Origin of the sequence: Chitinophaga niabensis (assembly GCF_900129465.1) — a bacterium.
GTDB classification, from domain to species: Bacteria; Bacteroidota; Bacteroidia; order Chitinophagales; family Chitinophagaceae; genus Chitinophaga; species Chitinophaga niabensis.
Genome location: NZ_FSRA01000001.1, coordinates 2,881,493 through 2,901,590, shown reverse-complemented (window position 1 = coordinate 2,901,590; position 20,098 = coordinate 2,881,493). Strand labels below are relative to the sequence as shown.

At 42.6% G+C, this 20,098-nt stretch carries 12 protein-coding genes and 1 tRNA gene; 2 read left to right on the top strand and 11 right to left on the bottom strand.

The window, feature by feature from the left end:
* The first annotated feature begins 76 nt into the window (after nucleotides 1–76).
* On the top strand, nucleotides 77–562 hold the full coding sequence (locus BUR42_RS11330; RefSeq protein ID WP_074239328.1) for a hypothetical protein: 486 nt from the start codon (nucleotides 77–79) through the stop codon (nucleotides 560–562).
* A 60-nt stretch (nucleotides 563–622) separates the two neighbouring features.
* Here BUR42_RS11330 and BUR42_RS11325 read toward each other — a convergent pair whose 3' ends face one another.
* The 5 genes from BUR42_RS11325 to BUR42_RS11305 form a co-directional block, all read right to left on the bottom strand.
* Nucleotides 623–2,353 carry an alpha-L-arabinofuranosidase gene (locus BUR42_RS11325; protein WP_074239327.1) on the bottom strand — a complete coding sequence of 577 codons (1,731 nt, stop codon included), beginning with the start codon at nucleotides 2,351–2,353 and terminating at the stop codon, nucleotides 623–625.
* The gene (locus tag BUR42_RS11320; protein ID WP_074239326.1) at nucleotides 2,353–3,573 is read right to left on the bottom strand and encodes a glycan-binding surface protein; all 1,221 of its coding nucleotides are present in this window, start codon (nucleotides 3,571–3,573) and stop codon (nucleotides 2,353–2,355) included. Before BUR42_RS11320 ends, BUR42_RS11325 begins: the two co-directional genes overlap by 1 nt.
* An 18-nt stretch (nucleotides 3,574–3,591) precedes the next feature.
* Nucleotides 3,592–5,235, bottom strand: a complete 1,644-nt coding sequence (locus BUR42_RS11315; RefSeq protein WP_074239325.1) for a RagB/SusD family nutrient uptake outer membrane protein — start codon at nucleotides 5,233–5,235, stop codon at nucleotides 3,592–3,594.
* A gap of 22 nt (nucleotides 5,236–5,257) precedes the next feature.
* Nucleotides 5,258–8,392: a SusC/RagA family TonB-linked outer membrane protein gene (locus tag BUR42_RS11310; protein ID WP_234979656.1), complete on the bottom strand. Its 3,135-nt coding sequence runs from the start codon at nucleotides 8,390–8,392 to the stop codon at nucleotides 5,258–5,260.
* A gap of 226 nt (nucleotides 8,393–8,618) precedes the next feature.
* On the bottom strand, nucleotides 8,619–12,650 hold the full coding sequence (locus BUR42_RS11305; RefSeq protein ID WP_074239323.1) for a hybrid sensor histidine kinase/response regulator transcription factor: 4,032 nt from the start codon (nucleotides 12,648–12,650) through the stop codon (nucleotides 8,619–8,621).
* Nucleotides 12,651–12,861: 211 nt separating this feature from the next.
* Here BUR42_RS11305 and BUR42_RS11300 point away from each other — a divergent pair, with 211 nt between their 5' ends.
* Complete coding sequence (locus BUR42_RS11300; RefSeq protein ID WP_074239322.1) at nucleotides 12,862–13,611, top strand: hypothetical protein; 750 nt, start codon at nucleotides 12,862–12,864, stop codon at nucleotides 13,609–13,611.
* Between the two features lie 373 nt (nucleotides 13,612–13,984).
* On the opposite strand, the gene BUR42_RS11290 is transcribed toward BUR42_RS11300, so the two are convergent.
* The 6 genes from BUR42_RS11290 to BUR42_RS11260 form a co-directional block, all read right to left on the bottom strand.
* Entirely contained in the window at nucleotides 13,985–15,082 is a 1,098-nt protein-coding gene (locus BUR42_RS11290) for a reverse transcriptase family protein (protein ID WP_074239321.1), read from the bottom strand.
* Between the two features lie 206 nt (nucleotides 15,083–15,288).
* Nucleotides 15,289–16,563 (bottom strand): phosphoribosyltransferase-like protein, encoded by a 1,275-nt coding sequence (locus BUR42_RS11285; RefSeq protein WP_074239320.1) that lies wholly within the window; start codon nucleotides 16,561–16,563, stop codon nucleotides 15,289–15,291.
* A gap of 108 nt (nucleotides 16,564–16,671) precedes the next feature.
* The gene (locus BUR42_RS11280; protein ID WP_074239319.1) at nucleotides 16,672–17,757 is read right to left on the bottom strand and encodes a GTP pyrophosphokinase; all 1,086 of its coding nucleotides are present in this window, start codon (nucleotides 17,755–17,757) and stop codon (nucleotides 16,672–16,674) included.
* Nucleotides 17,758–17,829: 72 nt separating this feature from the next.
* The gene (locus BUR42_RS11275) at nucleotides 17,830–18,981 is read right to left on the bottom strand and encodes a DUF6575 domain-containing protein (protein WP_074239318.1); all 1,152 of its coding nucleotides are present in this window, start codon (nucleotides 18,979–18,981) and stop codon (nucleotides 17,830–17,832) included.
* A gap of 8 nt (nucleotides 18,982–18,989) precedes the next feature.
* Nucleotides 18,990–19,364: a hypothetical protein gene (locus tag BUR42_RS11270; RefSeq protein WP_074239317.1), complete on the bottom strand. Its 375-nt coding sequence runs from the start codon at nucleotides 19,362–19,364 to the stop codon at nucleotides 18,990–18,992.
* A gap of 561 nt (nucleotides 19,365–19,925) precedes the next feature.
* Nucleotides 19,926–19,999: transfer RNA gene (locus tag BUR42_RS11260), tRNA-Arg, on the bottom strand.
* Nucleotides 20,000–20,098: the final 99 nt, after the last annotated feature.

The window sequence follows — 20,098 nt, the reverse complement described above, 5'->3', positions numbered from 1 at the left end:
TAGGGCTTAAGTATTCAAATATAATTCTTAGCTTAATATATTTATAGGAAATTTTTGTGCTTTAACCCGATTGAAAATGAAAACGGTAACCATAAAGAGAACAAGAGGTGACGTGCCATTGATGCTTCTTATTGCCTGCGTAGCCCTGTTTCCGGGGTTATATATTATGTCCGAAAACAGCCCTGCGGATATTGCGTTCATACTTGCCGCACTTTTTACCCTTTTAGTAATAGTGATAGCGGTTTTCGGCTTTAGGGTGATCTTTAAATATCATAGTGCTTTGACGTTAACTACAGAAGGTGTTGCCTTTCAGGATAATAATAAAAAGAATACTGCGGCAGCCTTTTTTTATAAATGGGCAGATATTAAATCCTACCAGCTGATCACGGAAAAGGACAGATATTATTCAAATGAAACGGGCACGTACCAGGAAAATGATGTTCATTCAATTAGTTTGACACTTGAAGATGGAAGTTCAATGCTTGTTTCTGCTGATAAGTTTTCAAAGAAGCCGCGGGAGATCATTGAGCTGTTTGACTTGTATAAAAAAGGTGATCACTGACCCCGTACTGCCCGGTACCATCCAGGGCAGGGGGCATAGCTGATACAACCCTTGCATACATTAAGGTTTTTCCACCACAGCAAATATTACAGACATAGGAGGTAAAGCTATTTTAATACCGGCCTGTGTACCGGCGGAAAAAGCTTTCAGTGTGGTGTAATTATCCGGCCCGCCTGCAATGCCTGCCGGCCCCAGCCCGTTTATAAATACCTTTCGTGAAAAACTGCTGACCCCTTCGCCACCTGTTAGTACATACCAGTAGTATCGTTTGCCGGCCTTGAAATTCCGGAATGCCAGCTGAACATTCCTGGCCACGGTAGATTTATTCACGAGTGTAACGGCGGCCTCCCCGGAACTGTAAGTAGAAGCATACGCGTTAATATTGGCACTGGCGCCGGTTACTTCTGAATTTATAAAACGGTCGCCCAACATTTTCCGGAAAAAGTACAGGTAGTAAAAAGCAGGCCGTGGTGCCCATTTTTCTTCTCCGGAAGCAGCTTCGCCCTGGCTGAACAAACCGTGGTCGTTTCCATCTTCCCATGCGTTGGCGAGGTCCCAGCGGCTGGCCATACCGAATTTGTTCTTCATCATTTCACCTATTACCAGTACGGCGTGCATGCCCGCTACCTGGGATATCATTTGTTGCGAGCCCATGGCAAAAATGTTCCATTCCGTAAGGGCTACGGGCTTCATATTTACATGAGTATTTGTGATGGCGGAATTGAGATGATCTGAAATAGCCTTGGTTACCGCTTCCGCAGAGGCCAGTACCTCTGGTGGGTTGGAATTGGTATTAAACGGCGTGAAATAACTATGGACGATAAAAAAATCGGCTGTGCCAGCCTGTTGCAGCACACCGGTGTTCCATTGTTTATCAGTAACAGTAGCCCATGTGGCCGGCTCATGTTCCAGCAACTGCGCACCGATGTAAATAGTGTTACCCAGCTCCGTGGCGGCTTTTCGCATGGAATCCGCAAACACTTTAAAGTGTCGGCCATACAGGTCGCCGGAAATGATCTCCGGCTGCCCGTCTTTATTCTGCGATACATCTATCCGGTAACCGGCCTGCCAAACACCATTGCTTTCATTACCCACTTCCCAATAGCGGGTGCGTCCTTTATCATACCGAACCCAGTCTGCGGCCAGATGTGCTGCAGCAGCCACAGGGTCTTTGGCAGTACTATAACGTGCATATGCATAGTTAATGGTGATGATGCCTTCGTTGCCGGTTTGCTGCAGCATTTTGTAATAGTTCTCCACAGAAAGCGTCCAGCCATCGGTATTGCCGCCATACCAATATCCTGCATCAATGAAGTTGCCGTTCGAATCTTTTATTTTCGGAGGTGCATCTGCCGGAGAGCTGCCAGGTGCGGAATTCCAGAAATATAGACTGCTGAGGTTACCTCCCGGAAAACGGATAATACCAGGATGCAGTTCCCTGATATGATTGATCAGTTTTGTTTCCGTTACCATCTGGCTCATGTAAATATTGCTGTTATTACCAAAAAGTGCAGGCGATATTTTAGTGGCTACTACAGAAGCATCCAGCGTTACAGTTTGCGCTGCTTCAGTGGGCTGCTCCTTTTCTATATAAGTGGGCGCAATGAATTTCTTTTGCGCCCACCCTTCCATAAAAAAGCCAATTGTTGTAGCCACAGCGGGGTCCGGCACGGTGATCACCGTGCCGGAAGTATCAATATTACCATTCTCCTTATCCGGGGCCCTTTTGTTGCATGCCATTACTACTATCAATACCGCGCAGAACAAAACACCGCTTGTTTTTTTTACCATTACCTGATCTTTATAATTCTGAAATTATCGAACGCAGCATTGAACACTTCTACCGGCGCGTCTTCTGTAATAAAACGATAACCGAAAGCTACTTTCCCGTCTGGTTTTACAAGATCGCTCAGCGTAGTTGCACCCGCGCCTGTACCTTCCACGCCATCCGCTGCCTTTTTAAAATCGGATAGGAGTACAGTAATGGTTTGCCATTTATTACCAGTTTCGAAAGATTTATCCGGGGCATTGGAAAAAGGCATTAAGCGGTAAGCATATGTTTCGCCGAAACGTAATACACAGATGGCGGCGGTCCATGGTTCCTTTGTATTCACTTCAAATTTCAGTGCATAATTAGATGCCTGCTGTGTTAAATCAGCTGCCGTGAACCGGGCTACATCACTAAAATTACCGGAACGGTTCCCTTCCCACCATGCGCCATTTTTTGCACCTACGCCTCCGAAAATATTCTGCAGGTAGTGACCTCTTGTGCCGGGAAACATGGTGGCATCACCTGTTCTGTTTGCGCCCCAGTAGGCCCAGTTAAACACAGATTTTTCGCCTGTTTCACCATTATCGGTGAGGTTGCTCAGCAGGTTCCCGCTTTCATGATCGTTCAGCGGTGCGTTAAAGGCGGTAACACCATATTTGGCATGCACCACAATGCGCCCGGTATCATTGCCGATGTCCGGCATAATGAGCCCAATCCTCCAGCCTTCTTTACTTTCATTCAGAGCGGTCACTTCCCGGCCACCAGGGAAAACAACTTTATCGATCAGCCAGAGGCTGGAGCCCCAGATGATCAGTGAGTCGCCCGGTAATGCATTTTCATTGGAAATGGACTCGATGGAAGGGGGCGGAATATCTACCACGAAATCAAAAAGCGCTTCGCCATGCCCGGTTACGATCCTGATCTTATTGGGTACATTCGGATCGGTAGCTTCTGAAGGCGCATTGTCCGGAATGGTGATGATCACATGTTTATTTGTATTGTAGGTAGGATTAAAATAAGCAGATTGCCCATTGAAATAGATATTGGTAGCCCCACCCAGGTTTTCACCAGTAATAAGTACCAGGGTGCCGGGCAATGCACGGGCAAAAGAACTGTCCTGCCGCGCAGAATCCAGCAGGCTCACCTTTTGTATTACAGGCGGGCCGCTGAATTCATTATCCTTGGTACAAGCCCATAGCAGGCATAACAACAGGAATGCGATATATGTATGTGTGCGCATAATTTTCATTTTTAGACATTAAAACTTGTAAGGCACCGGAGGTTTACGAAGGTTCGGTGCAGCTGTTAGTTCTACTGCAGGATAAGGCAGATAAAAATTGCTTTCCGTTACAGGATAAAACGCCGGTACATCTGAGGTGATAGTCCAGGAAGTAGCATTGGTAGCGGCGTTGGGAACAATACGGTAACTACCTCTGTCTTGATTGCTGAGCATTGTGAGCACTTTTGTGGGTGCATAATAATGCATGCGCACGGCATCGTACCATACCTGCCCTTCCATGGCCAGCTCCAGTTTGCGTTCATTGAAAATATCATCTGCAGTAAGCAGCGTTTTTTCAGGCATGCCTGCTCTTACGCGTACGGCATTAAAGTATTGCAGTGCCAGCGGATCTGCTGTGGAGGCTGCTGTTCCCAGTTTCGCTTCTGCAAATACAAGGTAAACATCGGCCAGGCGCAACATATAGGTATTCATCTCTGTATGCTGTTGTGTTACTTTACCTTCATTATCTTCAGGCCGCCCCACTACATATTTTTTCACCCATGCACGGGTATTGTAATGGTCTGTTCCTACATAATTCCAGGGCACCTGCAATTCCCGGATGATCTTTTTACCGGGATTATTAGGATCGTCTACTGACTGATGAATATAGGAATAATGATCCCCAGGAAACATGAAAGTAGCTTTGCGGCGTTTATCCAGTGGAGAATATTTTTGCAGCATATCTAAACTCGCACCCAGGTCTCCGCCCCATCCATCACCAAAACCAGTGATCTCTGAACCATAGGCGAGGAAGGCCTGTACGCTGTTCTGCGTGCCCCAATCCCCATCGTATTTCCATTGCAGGGCAAAGAGGCTCTCTGTGTTATTATTGTTTTTCATGAGAAACAGGTCCTCATAATTGGTCATCAGTTTGGCGCCGCTATTCTGGATCACATCCAAAGCGTATTTGGCAGCGCTATCCAAATCTGCCTGTACGCGATTGCCGCTAATGCCTGCGCGTGTGAGGAACATTTTGGCCAGCATACCTTTGGCACTCCATTTCGTGATCCGCCCTTTTTGCGCAGGGGCTGCGGGGAGATATTCCGAAGCAAAACGGAGATCGCGGATAATAAATTCCCAGATGGTTTCTACCGTATTACGGGTAATAGTAGTGTCTGTAAGCAATACATTATTGTCAACGATCACCGGCACCGGACCCCAGTTTTGTACGAGATAGGAATAAGCTACCGCGCGCATGAAGCGCCCTTCTGCAATGCCGGCCTGTTTCACGTTCTCTGACACTGAGGGTGCGGTGTATTTGGTGAGATTATTGATCACCATGTTAGACTGTGCCACCACGTTAAAGAAAGAAGTCCATGAACTGTAAACTTCCGGTGTAACATCAGTTGCCTGCATCCTAATATTGGCCACCTGGTAGGAGCCGGACATCAATATACCACCCCTGGCATCACCAATACCATGCGATGATTTATCGTTATAGGCAAACCATACCACATTATATAATGGCGCCGTACCGGCAAGCACCTGTTCAGGCGTTTTGTAAAAGTTCACATCTACGATCGCATCTTCCGGCGGCCTGTTGAGGAAATCTTTGCTGCACCCGCTCAGTATACCACAGCAGGCCAGCGCAATAAGATATCTTTTATAATTGATCTTCTTCATGTTGTAATTTTTTTAAGCTGCATTAAAAATCCACGCCAATGCTGGCTGTATAAAGCCTTGTAAGCGGGTAACGGCCTGCATCCACAGCAATCAGCTGACTGTTCAGCTGCACTTCTTTTCCCAGGTATGCGCCCACTTCAGGATCAAAACCTTTGTATTTGGTAAAGGTGAAAAGGTTCTGTGCGCCTACGGTAAGGCGAATGCCTTTTACGATAGTTTGCTGCCGCAACAGGGAACCGGGAATGTTATATCCCAATTGCACGTTCTTGATACGGATATAAGAACCATCTTCCACATAAAGGTTCGTAAAGCGGTTGCCATTACCGTTGATATCGCTGCCCACTATGCGGGGTACGGAAGTACCGGGATTTTGCAACTTACCGTCTTCAGTAACACGTGCGTAATCAAAGGCATCGCGTAGCAGGTTGCGGCCGAGGTTGATATTACCGGGATTGGTATTTTCAAAACGCAGGTAATTATAAATTTCATTCCCCTGTGCGCCTGTTACCAGGATGCTCAGGTCAAAACCCTTGTAAGCAAAGGTGTTCGTTAAACCAAACGTGAGTTTGGGCCAGGGATTACCAATAAAGGTCTGATCTCTTGAGTCGATGATGTTATCGTTGTTCAGATCTTTATATTTGATATCGCCAACCCATACACCTCCATCTCTGGATACTGGTAAACGTGTACCCGGAGACTGTTCAGGAATGGCGCTTTTGTTGATTTCTTCCACAGACTGAAAAATGCCTTCCGCTATATATCCGTAAAACATCCAGGGTGCGTTGCCAATAGAAGAGCGGGATGTGAAGTTGTTCATATACCAGGCAGAACGGGAGAGGAATGCGGCATCTGAATAGAACTTGGTGATCTTTGTTTTAAAGGAAGAGATATTAAAATTACTTCTCCAGGTAAAACCATTTTTATTATCAATGTTCACCGTATTAAGCGTAATGCCGAAACCCCTGTTCTCCATGGCTCCGATGTTTACAACAGGAGGATTGATATTTCCTTCGCTCTGTGTACCCATATAGGCAGGTAGCGGGTTGGGCATCAGGAGGTTATCCGTTTTACGGATATAATAATCCGCTTCCAGTTGTATCCTTCCTTTCAGGAGGCCAAGGTTGATACCGATATTTTTGGTTTCTGTAGATTCCCATTTCAAACCGGCGTTTCCATATTGGCCTGTGCGGAAACCTGCTCCCCATGGAGTGGTTACAGAATTGAGCGCGGAATATTGCTTCCCGCCGCTGCCGTTATTACCGGTGGTACCGTATTCAGCCCTTATTTTCAGATCGCTGATAAAAGGAACGGCACGCATAAATCCTTCCTGCGATACACGCCATGCGGCGGACACAGAAGGGAAATACCCCCATTTGTTTTCAGAGCCGAAGTTGGAAGATCCATCTGCCCGCCCGGCGAGTTGCAGTATGTATTTGTCGTCATAAGAATAATTAACCCGCCCCAGCCAGGATTCCAGTGCACCGGATCCTTTACTGCTTCCTGTAGTTTGCCCCAGCGCATCGCCAAGATTGAGGGATGGGATCTCATTGCTGGCAAAACCCACGCGTGTAGCAGAGAAACCCTGGTAATTCCAGGCCTGTGCTTCGTGGCTGCCCATTACACCAATGCTGTGTTTGCCGAAGTTGGTATTGTATTGCAGGAGCTCGTTGAGGTTCCAGTAAAAATTCCGGTTAGTACTCACGCTCAGGCTGGCCTTTTCATTGGAATTATACCCGAGGCGGTAAGTAGGTATAAATTTGGCGCCATCTGAATATTCAAAATTGCCATTGAAGCTGGTGCGGAAAATAAGGCCTTTAATAATGCCTATTTCTGCTGTGGCCCCGCCTAAGCCACCTGTTTTTTTCAGATTGTTGCTCACCAGGTTGGCAATGGCCACAGGGTTCAGTGGCGCAAATTTTGCATTGCTGCCATATTCATTTTCAGTAGCGCCACCCCAGCTGCCATCCGCATTTTTTACGGCAATATTGGGTGCCAGGTTGATAGCGTTGCGGATCACATCTTCACTGGTAGAAGCGAGTTTTTCTTTCGTTTGGTAAAAGTTCAGCGAAGTGCTTAGCTTAAGCCATTTAAAAGCCTGGTTATCAAGATTGAGGCGAAAAGAATACCGGTCAAATTCAGAGCCTACCGCTACGCCATCCTGGCTAAAATATTCGCCGGACATATAATAAGTGGTATTGTTGGCGCCACCGCTGATAGTAACCTGGTGTTTTTGCAGGGGGGCTGCTTTGAACAATGCTTTCTGCCAGTTTGTACCAGCTCCCAGTACGGAAGGGTTCTGGAATTCGGCAGTGGGCGTGCGGTTCAGGATAGAGGCTATTTCATTATTCATGATGGCAAACTGCTGAAGGCTCATTGTGGGCAAGCTCTCCGGCCTTTCCTGACGGGAATAGAGATAGTTATAATTCACCTTTATCTGTCCGCTTTTGCCTCGCTTGGTAGTGATAAGTACTACACCATTTGTTGCACGGGAGCCATATACGGCAGTAGCAGAAGGCCCCTGCAGTATTTCTATGCTCTCCATGTCTGAAGGGTTGATACCGGCCAGCGGGTTAGTAGAACTGGTAGCGCCATATTCAACAGTAGCGGGCTGCATTTGCACCCCGTCTATTACATACAATGGCTCATTGGTACCGCTCAGGGTATTAATACCGCGGATCACCACAGAAATACCGCCACCAGGCTGACCGGAGTTCTGGGTTACATACACACCGGCAGCACGGCCCTGGATAGCCTGGTCTATTGTAGTGTTCACCGTTCTGTTGATGTCTGCAGAGGTAATGGATACCTGCGCGCTGCTCTGGTCTGTTTTTTTCATCTTGCCGTATCCTACCACCACTACATCGTTCAGGATGCGGTAGTCTGTTTCAAGATTAACGTTCAGGATATTGGAACTTCCTACTTTTAGTTCCCTGGTGGCATACCCCATAAAAGAAATACCGATTACCTGGCCGGTTTCAGCCGAAATGCTGAATTGGCCCTGATTGTCTGAAACCACCGCATTGGTAGTGCCCTTTACGGCTACGGTGGCACCTGCAACCGGCCGGCCTGTAGCCTGGTCTGTAACAGTGCCGGAAATCTTCCGGGGGATATTTTGTGCATGCACCGGCAGCAGGGTAAATAGCCAGATGCAGAACATGACTCCTGTTAAAAGACATGATCTTCCTGCAAAACTTTCTTTTTTCATACGTAGAAATCAGTTTAATGGAATGTGGAATAGAGTTATGATTTTGGCTGTTATTATATACAGTCAAATATACCGGCAGGAAAGGGGAGCGGCGGTAGGGGTCTGTTAGTTATCCGGGACGGAATGTTACCCGGCATGCATCAAATGTTTATTTGAGGGGTATCATTTGTTGCAGGCTTCATTTCCGCATGGCGGATGCATAGGCTGAGGGGAGCATGTTGTAAGCTATTTTGAAGTAACGCGCAAAATACTTAGGATTATTAAATCCTACTTCGTAGGCTACCTCCGTAATGTTCATTTCCGTTTGGCTCAGCAACTGCGCAGCCCGCTGGAGGCGAATGGTGCGGATGAACTCGATGGGAGAATGCCCGGTAAGGGAAAAAATACGCCTGTATACGGATACCCGGTTCATACAAAGCTGCTGGCTCAGCATCTCTACAGAGAAACTGGCTTCAGAAAGATGTTTTTCTACTATTTCCAGTGCGTGCTGCATGAATTTCTCGTCTGCGGTCAGGGTATTGGCATGTTGCATGTCCGGTTGGGGGATCACCAGCTGTACGGGTACCTTCCGGGCCAGGATGTTGCGCACGCGGGAGAGCATGATCTCAAAGCTGAAGGGTTTTACCATATAATCCGCCGCGCCGCTTTCCAGGCCCTTTAACTGGGTTTCTTCCGTGTCCATAGCCGTGAGCAGGATCACGGGGATGTGGCGGGTACGGGCATCACCACCGATCTTTTTGCAAAGGTCGACCCCGTCCATCAGGGGCATATTCACATCGCTTACTACCAGGTCCGGCAGGGTGTTTAACGTTTTATGCCAGCCATCCGCGCCATCAGTGGCTTCCAGTATGTCGTACCATTCTTTCAGATTGTCTTTCAGGTAAAACCGGAAATCATCATTGTCCTCAACAAGCAGAATGCGCTGTTTTTTGCGGCTGTTCCTTTTTTCAGTGCCTGCGGAATGTATGACGGGAAGTGGCAGGGGCGTTTCTTCCGTTTGCGGCCGAACTATTGGAAAACGAAGGGTAAAGGTGGTGCCTTCGTTCACTTTACTTTCCACGGCAATGCTTCCGTTGCACAACCTTACAAACTCCCTGGTAATGGCCAGCCCGATGCCACTGCCCTGGTTTACAAAGCTTCCCGGGTTATCCACCTGGAAATAGCGTTCAAATATCTTCTCCTGTCTTTCTTCCGGGATGCCAATGCCCGTATCTTTTATCCGGAGTTCCAGGGTATTGCCGGTTACATTGGCCGTAATGATCACGGCGCCGCCTTCGGGAGTGAATTTGAAGGCGTTGAATAACAGGTTAAAAAGGATGCGCTCCATTTTATCGTGGTCAAAAAGGGCCGGGAGTTGCGGGCAGTTGGTGTGCCAGGTAAAAACAATACTTTTCCTTTCCGCAAGGTCAGTAAAAGAATCAGCTGTTTCCTGTATAAAAGCCATCAGGTCCCCGGCAGCAGGTTCGTTTTTCAGCTCCTGCATTTCCATTTTGCGAAAATCCATCAGTTGGTTCACGAGGTTGAGTAACCTGCGGGCGTTGCGGCGAATGAGCTGAAACTTCTTCTTATCCTCCGGGTCTTTAGCTTTTTTAAGGATGTCTTCAATAGGCGCCAGGATAAGGGATACCGGCGTTCTGAACTCGTGGCTCACATTGGTGAGCAGTTTGATCTTCATCATATCCAGCTCATGAAGGCCCTGTGCTTCCCTTCGTTCCTGTTCCAGTGCAAAGCGGCGATGTGCGCGTTGGATGATCATTTTACGGGAAAGGAAAAGCAGGCCTGCCCCAAGCAGCAAATAAAGCAGGTAGGCCCAGGTTGTTTTCCAGAAAGGCGGGAGGATACGTATCACCAGGGAAATGCCCTGTTCGTTCCATACGCCGTCTTCATTAGCCGCTTTCAAGTGCAATGTATAAACGCCGGGATTGATATTGGTGTAAGCGATCCGGCGCGTTTTACCATCGGCGGTTACCCAGTCTTTATTAAATCCTTCGAGCAGATAAGCATAGCGGTTCTTGCGGGTATTGATGAAATTGAGGGCCGCAAAGTCTATGGAGAAATCGTTTTCATTATACTGCAGTGTGATCTCCCGGGTTTCCGGCAAGGCAGTTGGCAGTACAACCTGCTGCTGCCGTTTTTCATTCACGGCTACCGGTTTATTTAAGATCTGCAGGCCGGTAAATACCAATACAGGTTCAAACCTGTTCTGCCGCATCTCAGCAGGGTTAAAAATATTAAAACCATCTGCCCCGCCAAATATCAATTCGCCCGATTTCAGCTTCAGGGCTGCGCTTGAGTTGAAGGCCCTTCCCTGCAAGCCGTCTTCTTCATCATAATTCCTGCAATGGATCCGGATGCCGTTATGGTCCTGTTCCATCGTAACGCGGCTCAGGCCGTTAGCGGTGCTTACCCATAACTGGTGATTATTATCCTCCAGGATGCAGTTGATGCTATTATCCGGCAGGCCGTCTTCTATGCGGAAAGATTTGAAGCTGCCTGTTTTTGGCTGGTATACATTCAATCCTTCGCGGGTGCCCACCCACATGTTCCCCCGGCTATCGCAATGCAGGGAAGTAACGTTATCATTGCTGAGGTTGTGCGTGCTGTGCAGCAGATGGGAGAAAGTGCCTTTGTCCTTATCCATCACGTCTATCCCATATGCAGTGCCTATCCAGAGATCTCCTTCCTGGCTTTCCGCAAATGCAGATATAAAATCAGAATGAATAGAGTTGGGTAAGGTAGTGTTATTGTGATAAAAAATACCGTTGCCGGGGTCAAAACGGTCTAAACCGCCACCCAGGGTGCCCACCCAGAAATTGTTCCGCTGATCGCGGAAGATCTTCAGCACGGTTTTGCTGGCCAGGCTGTTAGGATCTTCCGCATTATTACGGAAATGGGTAAAACGGTTGTTGCTCAGATAATCCATTCCCCCGAAATAATACCCGATCCACAGGTTGTTATAAGGATCTACATACAGGCTGACGATCACATCATTGCTGATGCTATTATCATCGGCGGCGTTATGTTTGAACTGGCGGAAAGTATTCGCTTTACGGTCGAAATAGAGGAGCCCGCCGCCGTTGGTGCCGATCCAGATATTGCCTTTGCGGTCTTCTACAAAACAGTTCACATCATTGTAGCTGAGGCTTTGAGGGTTGCCCTGTTTGTTCTTGTAAAGTGAAAATTTCATTTTATTTTCCGCGTAATAACTAACCCCTCTTTTATAGGTGCCGCACCAGATGATGCCCTGGTTGTCTTTATACAAAGCGTAAATAGCATTCTCCGCAACGCTCTTCACATCTTCCGGCTGATTAGTGAGAAAGCTGGAGGAAAAATCCTTTTTATCAATGATGTTGATACCCCCATGATCGGTGCCTATCCAGATGCGCCCAAGGTTGTCCTGGATCACGCTGTTCACAATGTCGTTATTCAGGACCTGCTGTTTCCGGGAAAGTTGCTTTACCATGCCGGATGCGGGATTAAAATACAATACCCCGTAGTCCGTACTTGGCCTATATACCCATAGATCGTGCTGCGCATCAATAAACAGCTGCAATGTAAAGGAGCTGGCATTTATGAAAGGGCGTAGTACATCCGTTCTGTAAACGACCTTATTGCTGCGTGTGTCCAGCTTTGTAACGTTGCCGTTGAGAAAGAGGATATAAAGGAATTGATCCCCATCCATTTTAATATCAGCGATGCCGCCTTTTTCTTCCGGCAAGAATATGCGAACACCCCTGTTCCGGTCTTTGATACAATACAGGCCGGAATCCGCATACGCGGCCCAGCAGGCGTCGCCCGTCAGGAGCATGCTCCTGACACCAATAGTGGGCAGCCCCATGCTTTGGAGCCAGGGAGCGGCATCTGTGAATTGTTCTTTTGCCGGATCGTAGATATTATCCCCATTCCTTGTTTTAATGAACAGGCGGTTGCCGGGAGCTGAAAATATATGGGTAATATAATCATCGCTGAGGGAAAGGGAATCAGAGAGGCTATGGCGGAATATCCTGAAATTATCACCGTCGTACCGGTTCAGGCCGCTCATGGTACCAAACCAGAGAAATCCTTTTGCATCTTTATAGATACAATTCACCTGATTGTTAGACAGCCCGGAATGGATATTCAGGGTTGAAAATTGCACAGATTGCTGCTGTGCGTAGGCAAATTGCAGCAGCAGGAGCAGAAGTGGAACCAGGGTATATTTCTTTAACATGGAATTATGTATACTGCAAAAGTGAATATACCAATTTAAGCTGAATTATCCATGCGTTACAGGTTTGGGTATTGATCGGTGTTTTTTAGACACTTATTTTATCGTAATGTTATATTGCCGGCTTCCATAAAAGGGTTGCTGTTACAATCGTGCAAATAATGCTAATTTAGCTGTATTGCAAGCATAGCGGTAATGAAAAAAAATCACAATCATGATCTATAATATTTTAAACGGCGACTCTCTTGCCTATAGTTTCCCGGATGCGAAAATTGAAGGGGATGTAATAATTGTTAGAGAAGCTCTTATAGATGGAGATCTGTCAGGGGATAATCTGCATGACTTTTGGCAATCAAGGGCAAGGTATATAGGAGTGACAGAAACTGAATACCATAGTAAAGTTGTAAAAGAGTTTGAAAAAATAAGGAATGCGCCAGATAATTCAGTATTTAATCTTTGGTTTGAGTATGACTTGTTTTGTCAGGTAAATATGTGGTTTGTTATTTCAGTTATCAATAGTTTACCAATAAGGAAAAAAGTTTTTGCTGTTTATACTTCTCATTTAGACAAAACCAATAAACAATTTTGGAATGGTTTTGGACCAGCAAATTCAGATGAACTTAAAGTTTGTTATGCGAATAAAATCCCTTTAAGTGAAGCCGACATAAATTTAGGGAAAGACTTGTGGGAAGCGTACAAAAATGGTAATCTTGAAGAGTTGACCAATCTTTCAAAGAATCAATCTTCAGCTTTCCCGTATTTACAAGAAGTAGTACAGGCACATGTTGACCGTTTCCCCAAAGATGGTACAAAAGGAAGACCCGAAAAAGTTATTGAAGACATCACAAAAAACATTTCAACTGATTTTCATAAAGTGTTCAAAGAATTTTGGAATAGGGAAAGCATCTATGGTTTTGGTGATACCCAATTAAAACATCTTTATGATAAGGTAATGAACCGCTAACAGTGCATTGGCAATATGGGGAAAGGAGGGAACTGATTTTCAGTGACCTGATTCTAATAAGTGAACCGATTGGATTCGAACCAATGACCTTCCCGCTAAAAGCGGGATGCTCTGCGAGCTGAGGAACTAAAACACAAAAGCAAGCCTTACAGACTTGCTTTTGAAAAGTGAACCGGATTGGATTCGTATATCTTGGTGCAAATTATTGATATTCAAATTTTTGTGATTCTCATTTAGGGAGTGGTCACCGGGTGGGGTGGTGTTGGAAATGAGGTGCTTTTTGGGAGGATGAGAAAGAGCTTTTCAAACCAAAATTAGGCAAATTTTATGTGATTACTGACATAGTGTAGGATGCAATATTAAAGGCTCGGATCTAAACTGGCCATTCAATTTTGTTATATTCATCAAAATATTTTTGTCCAAGTTCTTGTTCTACCGACCATACAAAACAGATTGATCCTAATAACCAGTCTTTAAAATTGCGATTTTTAATTTTACTCTTGATCATATGAACATGAACACCGTTTTTTAAGCAATGATGAAGATGATGTTCGATATCAAGTTTCTTCTTTCTGGGAACTTTCAAAGTTTTATTATGGACAGATAGACCTGTAACGAAATATTTATTTCCGCGTGTCAAAAATTTGGTTTTCCCGTAGTTTATATAGAATCCTTCGGTTTTAACGATTTTGTAAACTACTTTTTTGAGGAGCATAAGTTTAGTTTTTTCCCCTGAAAACGTCAGGTCATCAGCATATCTAGTGTATGAGATACCATGCTTTTTACATAGCTTATCAAGCCTAATATCTAGGTTTCTAGCAATTAAATTTGAAAGTTTTGGACTTGTTGGGGCTCCCTGTGGTAAAATGCCTTCATCTCTTTTCTTGATCAGTTCCTTAAGCATCAGTTCATTTTTCTTAAAGGCTATAAAAAAAGTATTATCTGGTTTTAAAGTACATAGCTTCGCTAAGCTTACAGCTAAATTAGGATGATAACCAAGACCTTTAAATACTCCATATATTCGTTTTTCATTTATTGAATCAAAAAACCGAAGTAAATCAATTTTCAAAATTGCTTCTTTATTAAGGTGATCCTGGGCATTCAAAATAATCGATGATTTGGGGTCAAAGCCTTTACAAGCAGGATGAGAATTGACTTTATTGAGAATGTTCAATAATATCCATTTTTGTAAATACTTTAATTCTTGATCAGGGGTTTGTATTATTCTAAATCCACCTCTTCTTTTTGCCAGTTTAAATCTTTTATAATAATCCCTTCTATTAGATTTAACTATTCTTTCCACATGATTAATACTAAATGAAGCGGCTAATGCAAGATGAGGTAAAGAAAAAAAAACTGGGAGATTTCTATTCAATAATGAGCTTACATACTTTTCCACTTCCTCAGTAAATTGAGGACTGTGGTCCATTTCTTTTGCGTATTCAAAAAAAACATCCAATGGATAGGTCATATCGACAACTCAATTTTAAAATTCGCGAAGCGTTTAATGCACAACTTTTGAATACTTGGAGACATGTTGTGCATTAAAGGTTGAAAAGTTACTTCAGCCATACATGTGCAACTGCTCATGTTATCTTGCCTTTGTACAAATATTTATGCATTTCTGCGAAATATTTAATGTCTTTCGACACAATTAAACAAGATAATGCTTGTCGATTATGTCCTACCATTGAATGATTTGGGAAAATAGTGAATATTTTTTATTTCTAAAGATTTACCTTCAAATCTGTTCTTAAGGTTGTTGTTAATGCACCTTTTAGCTTCCTGGTAGAGTTCCAACCCCCACTGAGTGATTTTGTTCGTACTATCAAAAATACCTTGCTGTTTGCCCCTTTTTAGGTAATCCAGATAGTCGCTTGATGAGATGCCCAATCTTTGGCATATATTGAATTCAGAAAAGCCGTCACGTTGTAATTTTAAAATGCCATATACAGAAAAGTCAATGTGATTTACAGAACTGAATTCTTTTTTGCCCTTTTTTACTCTATAGGTTACAAATGCTTCAGTAAGCATTTCTGAACCAAATTCCTTAAATAGACTCAGTTCGTATGATAGCTGCTTTCTAAATTCCCTTGCCTTTTGGATTTTATGAGCATTAAATCTCGGAATTAAAGGGGTCCATTTGATTCTGCCACTATCTCCTTGCCAAAAAATGGGTAGGGTATTATTAGGGCAACCATAAAAAAAAGCGACGAGCGATTGTGAATTTTCATGCCCTAATGCATGCCTGTATTTGGGTTTACCAGACTTCAATCTTTCCGGTTTTGTTAAAAATTCACCATATTTGTAAGCTAACTCCTTTGGAGCAGTATACTTTCGATATCCAAAGTAACTAGCTTCACTTGAAAAAGCTTTTTTGTAAATGCTATCATTGTCAATGATTATACTTGTAAAATAGGGTTTAAGGTAAATAATTGCCTCCTTCATGGCCGCAACTCCTAAAAAGTGAATCTGTTTAAAACGGCCTATATGAGCAATGATATCAGAATTATAGTATTTCTCAATAGAGCTTCCGGTTCCAGTGAAATCATCCAGCAGTACTAACGTTTCATGTTCTTCACCTAATGTACTTAACATTTTACTATCAGGAATAAGGGTAAGTCGACTATTGTTTATGTTGAATGTATTTGTTTTTCTTAATAGATAGGCCATCATGCTTCCACTCTTTCCAAAAAGTCCAATAGGGTGAATAGCAATTTTTGATTTACTGGGAACACCCCTTATTATTATGTTCAAACCTTTATGATATTTTTCCTCTATTTCATTTGATGTGTATACCGTAAGATTACTAATAAGGCTTAATGCAACCCGCTGTTCATCTTCCTCAAAGTTTGCAAGCCATTTTAGTATGTCGATTGCCGAAACAACTCCCTTTAATCTACCTACAAGTATATCTAAGGTTATACTATCAATATCTACTTTAAAGGACATAATTTCTTGTATTCAGGTTAGTATCATTCTTCTTAGCAACACTGTCATATTTCTTCCTTCTTCGTACGACATCCGTACTCGTTTCTTTAAGTAGTATATTGAAATAGCTTAGTTATTACTATGTGCATCTCTGTATAAGTCGAGAAAATCAGTAATTTCTTTAACATTCCCTTCAGGTGAATTAGTTCCATAAACTTTATACTTATTTAAGTACTCTCTACCTTTAGAAGCTGCAATGTAATGGAGTAAATACTCTAGAGGTGATTCATGTAATATAACCTCTCTGCTATCCTTTCTTCTTTCAAATAGCAATCTTACAAAGCGTTTAAAAGGTTCTTTGTTCGCATTAATAACAACTTCTAATTCATTGATAGTATTAATTTTTAAGTAACTGAGTTTTTCGATTATTTTATCAAAATTTTTGTTTCCTCTTGCATATTTCATACCTCTTTCTTTCGTCAATTCGTCACGTATCTCATTGAAAGTGCTATTTGAATTGGCGAAGACAGATAGTGATATAGGATTTACAGACACCGGAACAACTGAAGTAGGATCAATGCTATCTACGACTTCTTGTTCATATTCTTTTTTCATATTCTTTAATCGATCAAATTCAAAATCAGCGCTCTCTAAATTTGCGGCTAATCTAGTAAAACCTCTTTGCAATGGATATGGCACAGCGCTATCGCTTTTATACCCCAGGTCGTGTTCAATTTCTGCCCATGCATGTTCAAGTATTGATCGAATTTGCAACTCTACTTTAAGACCTTTAAGCTCTTGATCGATTGGGGAACCTATCCAATTATCAGGTAACGATACAACAAGATGTACAGATTTGTAGCCAAATTCTTTCGCGTCTTTCTTTCTCTTGTCTATACTGTTAATCTCATCGATAACAAATTTATCTCTGATTATTTTTACTATTGAATCTACATCACTGGCCAAATAGGTGATAATACGAACTCCGCATAAATCGGTAATATCTTCTAATTTAGAGTATTTATCTTTTGATTCTATTTTATCAATCAGGCTTTTAAGTTCTTTAACCCTGTGATAAATTGCATGTGACTTTACCCCTTCAGTTGATATCATTGATCTTATAATATCAGTAACTTTTGATCCCAGTTTCTCATACAGCCTTGAAACATCTGGGTATCGAAATTTTATTACTTCGAGATTTAGTGTTTTATCCATATTTTTAAGGTGGGGATAAATTTGAGTTTCAAGTTTAATAAAAAGATTCCGAAATGCATCAAGGAATATTAACTAATCTATAGGTGACTTGTTTCTTAGTTCTTCTATTGACTTAAAAATATACTTTATCTTCCCTTTTTCGCTCACTTTAAATTCTTCTATAATTTCCTGACAAATTAGTTTATAAGTAACAGTTTCCAACGTGATACCTTTTAGATCATCTGGATTAGCTTCGCCATGATGTTCTTGCTTATCATCCATAGCTTTGATGCGCCATGTTCCTCTCTTAACATCTGCTTGAACAAATACACCAATAAATTCTTTTATTTCTTCAGTTAATTCTTCAGATTGATTAAGTATGTTAAAAATTACTGTCGCTTTATCGGCATCGAATATTTGGAAATGCACAACCTCTTGATTAGGTGCGAACCACTTATGTTTTATTTTTAATTTATCATCAATTATTCTCTTGGAAATTTTTTTTAAACTGGCTACAGCATGTCCTTTTATACTTCTCAGTGATTTAATTAAGTCATCATCGTCACTATACTCTAAGACTTTAGAAATTTTCTCTAATCCATACTCAATCATGCAATTCCCGAACAGATCTTTTTGGGATTTTGAGTATAGATGCACATTGAATGAGTTTCTAGAGCTTGCAAAGGCTCGGAGTTGATAATTTGCTGGAATGATAATCCCCTTATCTTTAACTTTATGTTCTATTACCGACTTTTTATAACTATTCTCAAGCAATATAGAGTACAACTTAATGATGTCTCCAAGATCATTGGCATCTGCACCGTAATCATCAATATTATCTGAAATTGCAAGATGGACTACTGCATTGTTTTTTTCAATTACTTCTTCAACAATTTGACTACCATCACTAATGGCCGAATTTAGATAAAACCCTTCTTCTGGTAGGAATTGTTGGGGGAAATGATCTAAATCTGATTTAGTTGCGATGATTTTATCGTCGTTCAAAGCAATGGAATACCATTCTTCCATTTCTGGGGATATAAGGATCTCCTTTAATTCAAGATCGCCTTTCAAAAAATTGGCTAATCTTAGCTGAGAAATTGGTGTCGCAATATACTTAGGATAACCATTTGACAACTCTAATAATAAGCAAACATATTTTGTATCTACGGTATCCGTTGCTATAAATAACTCCGGAATATCGTAATAGACAAGGATCTGGAATATGTTTAAATTTTTTTGCACTAATAAATCTATTGATTTGAATTTTCATTACTAATCTGAAAACTTAGGGTTCTCCACCAAGAATGGTGACTTGCCTTGAATGTTTGTTTAATTGCACCATCATTCTCATATAGGCTTATTTCAAACACCTTTTTATGTTTGTGCCTTGCAAGTTTCAAGATGTTTTCACAATCATTTTTCTGGGTGAAAATGGATATAGATCTTACTATACATTCATCCACTCCGCTAAATACTTGTAACGGAAATTCGGCTCGTGTTGAAAGGAAATCATCTGAAGTAGGTGTTTCGCCATTAATTAATCTGTAAAATGTCTTTCCATTTGGCAAAAGGACATCTTGGGGAGGGCATCTCTCTGGTAGTTCTTCAAACCAGTTGTTATTCATAATGTGGGGTTTTAGGGCTGATTGTCCTCTTGAAAAAAGGTTGCCAAATTACATTTACAAGTAAATGTGTAATAGTGGCTCATGCAATACGAAGCAAAGTATTGAAAGTTAGATTAATAAACAAATTTAAAACTTCCAAGTAGTATTCCTTTCTACTCGTCAGGGGAATAGATTATGAACCAAAAACTTTAACTTTATTGTTAAGTATAATTAAGCCCCAGCGATAAATCCTCAGCCATCCCATCAATCGTAATACGGATATATATCGGCACCTTACCATCACTGGATTTCTTACATCCTTTCAAATAAAAAAGAATAGATAACTTCTGTTTGAAATTCATACCAAACACATTTAAGCGGTTATTAAATCGCTCTTTCTCAACCTCAAAAAGCACTTACAAAAAGTCAGTGCCCATATGAAGATAGGGCACTGAATAGGTCACCGAAATGGTCACCGAATCCCTTGATACATTTTAATTTGAATTAATACAGAAATTTGCGAAGAAGCGCCACAGACGGGCAAAACCCATGAAAAAAGGCGCAACAATCGTTGCGCCTCAGTGAACCGGATTGGATTCGAACCAATGACCTGCTGCTTAGAAGGCAGCTGCTCTATCCAGCTGAGCTACCGGTCCAAATTTTTTTATCATCCCCAATGACCTTCCCGACTAAAAGTCGGGATGCTCTATCCAGCTGATGAGCTACCGGTCCAGTATCTTTGTTTTAAGCACCTG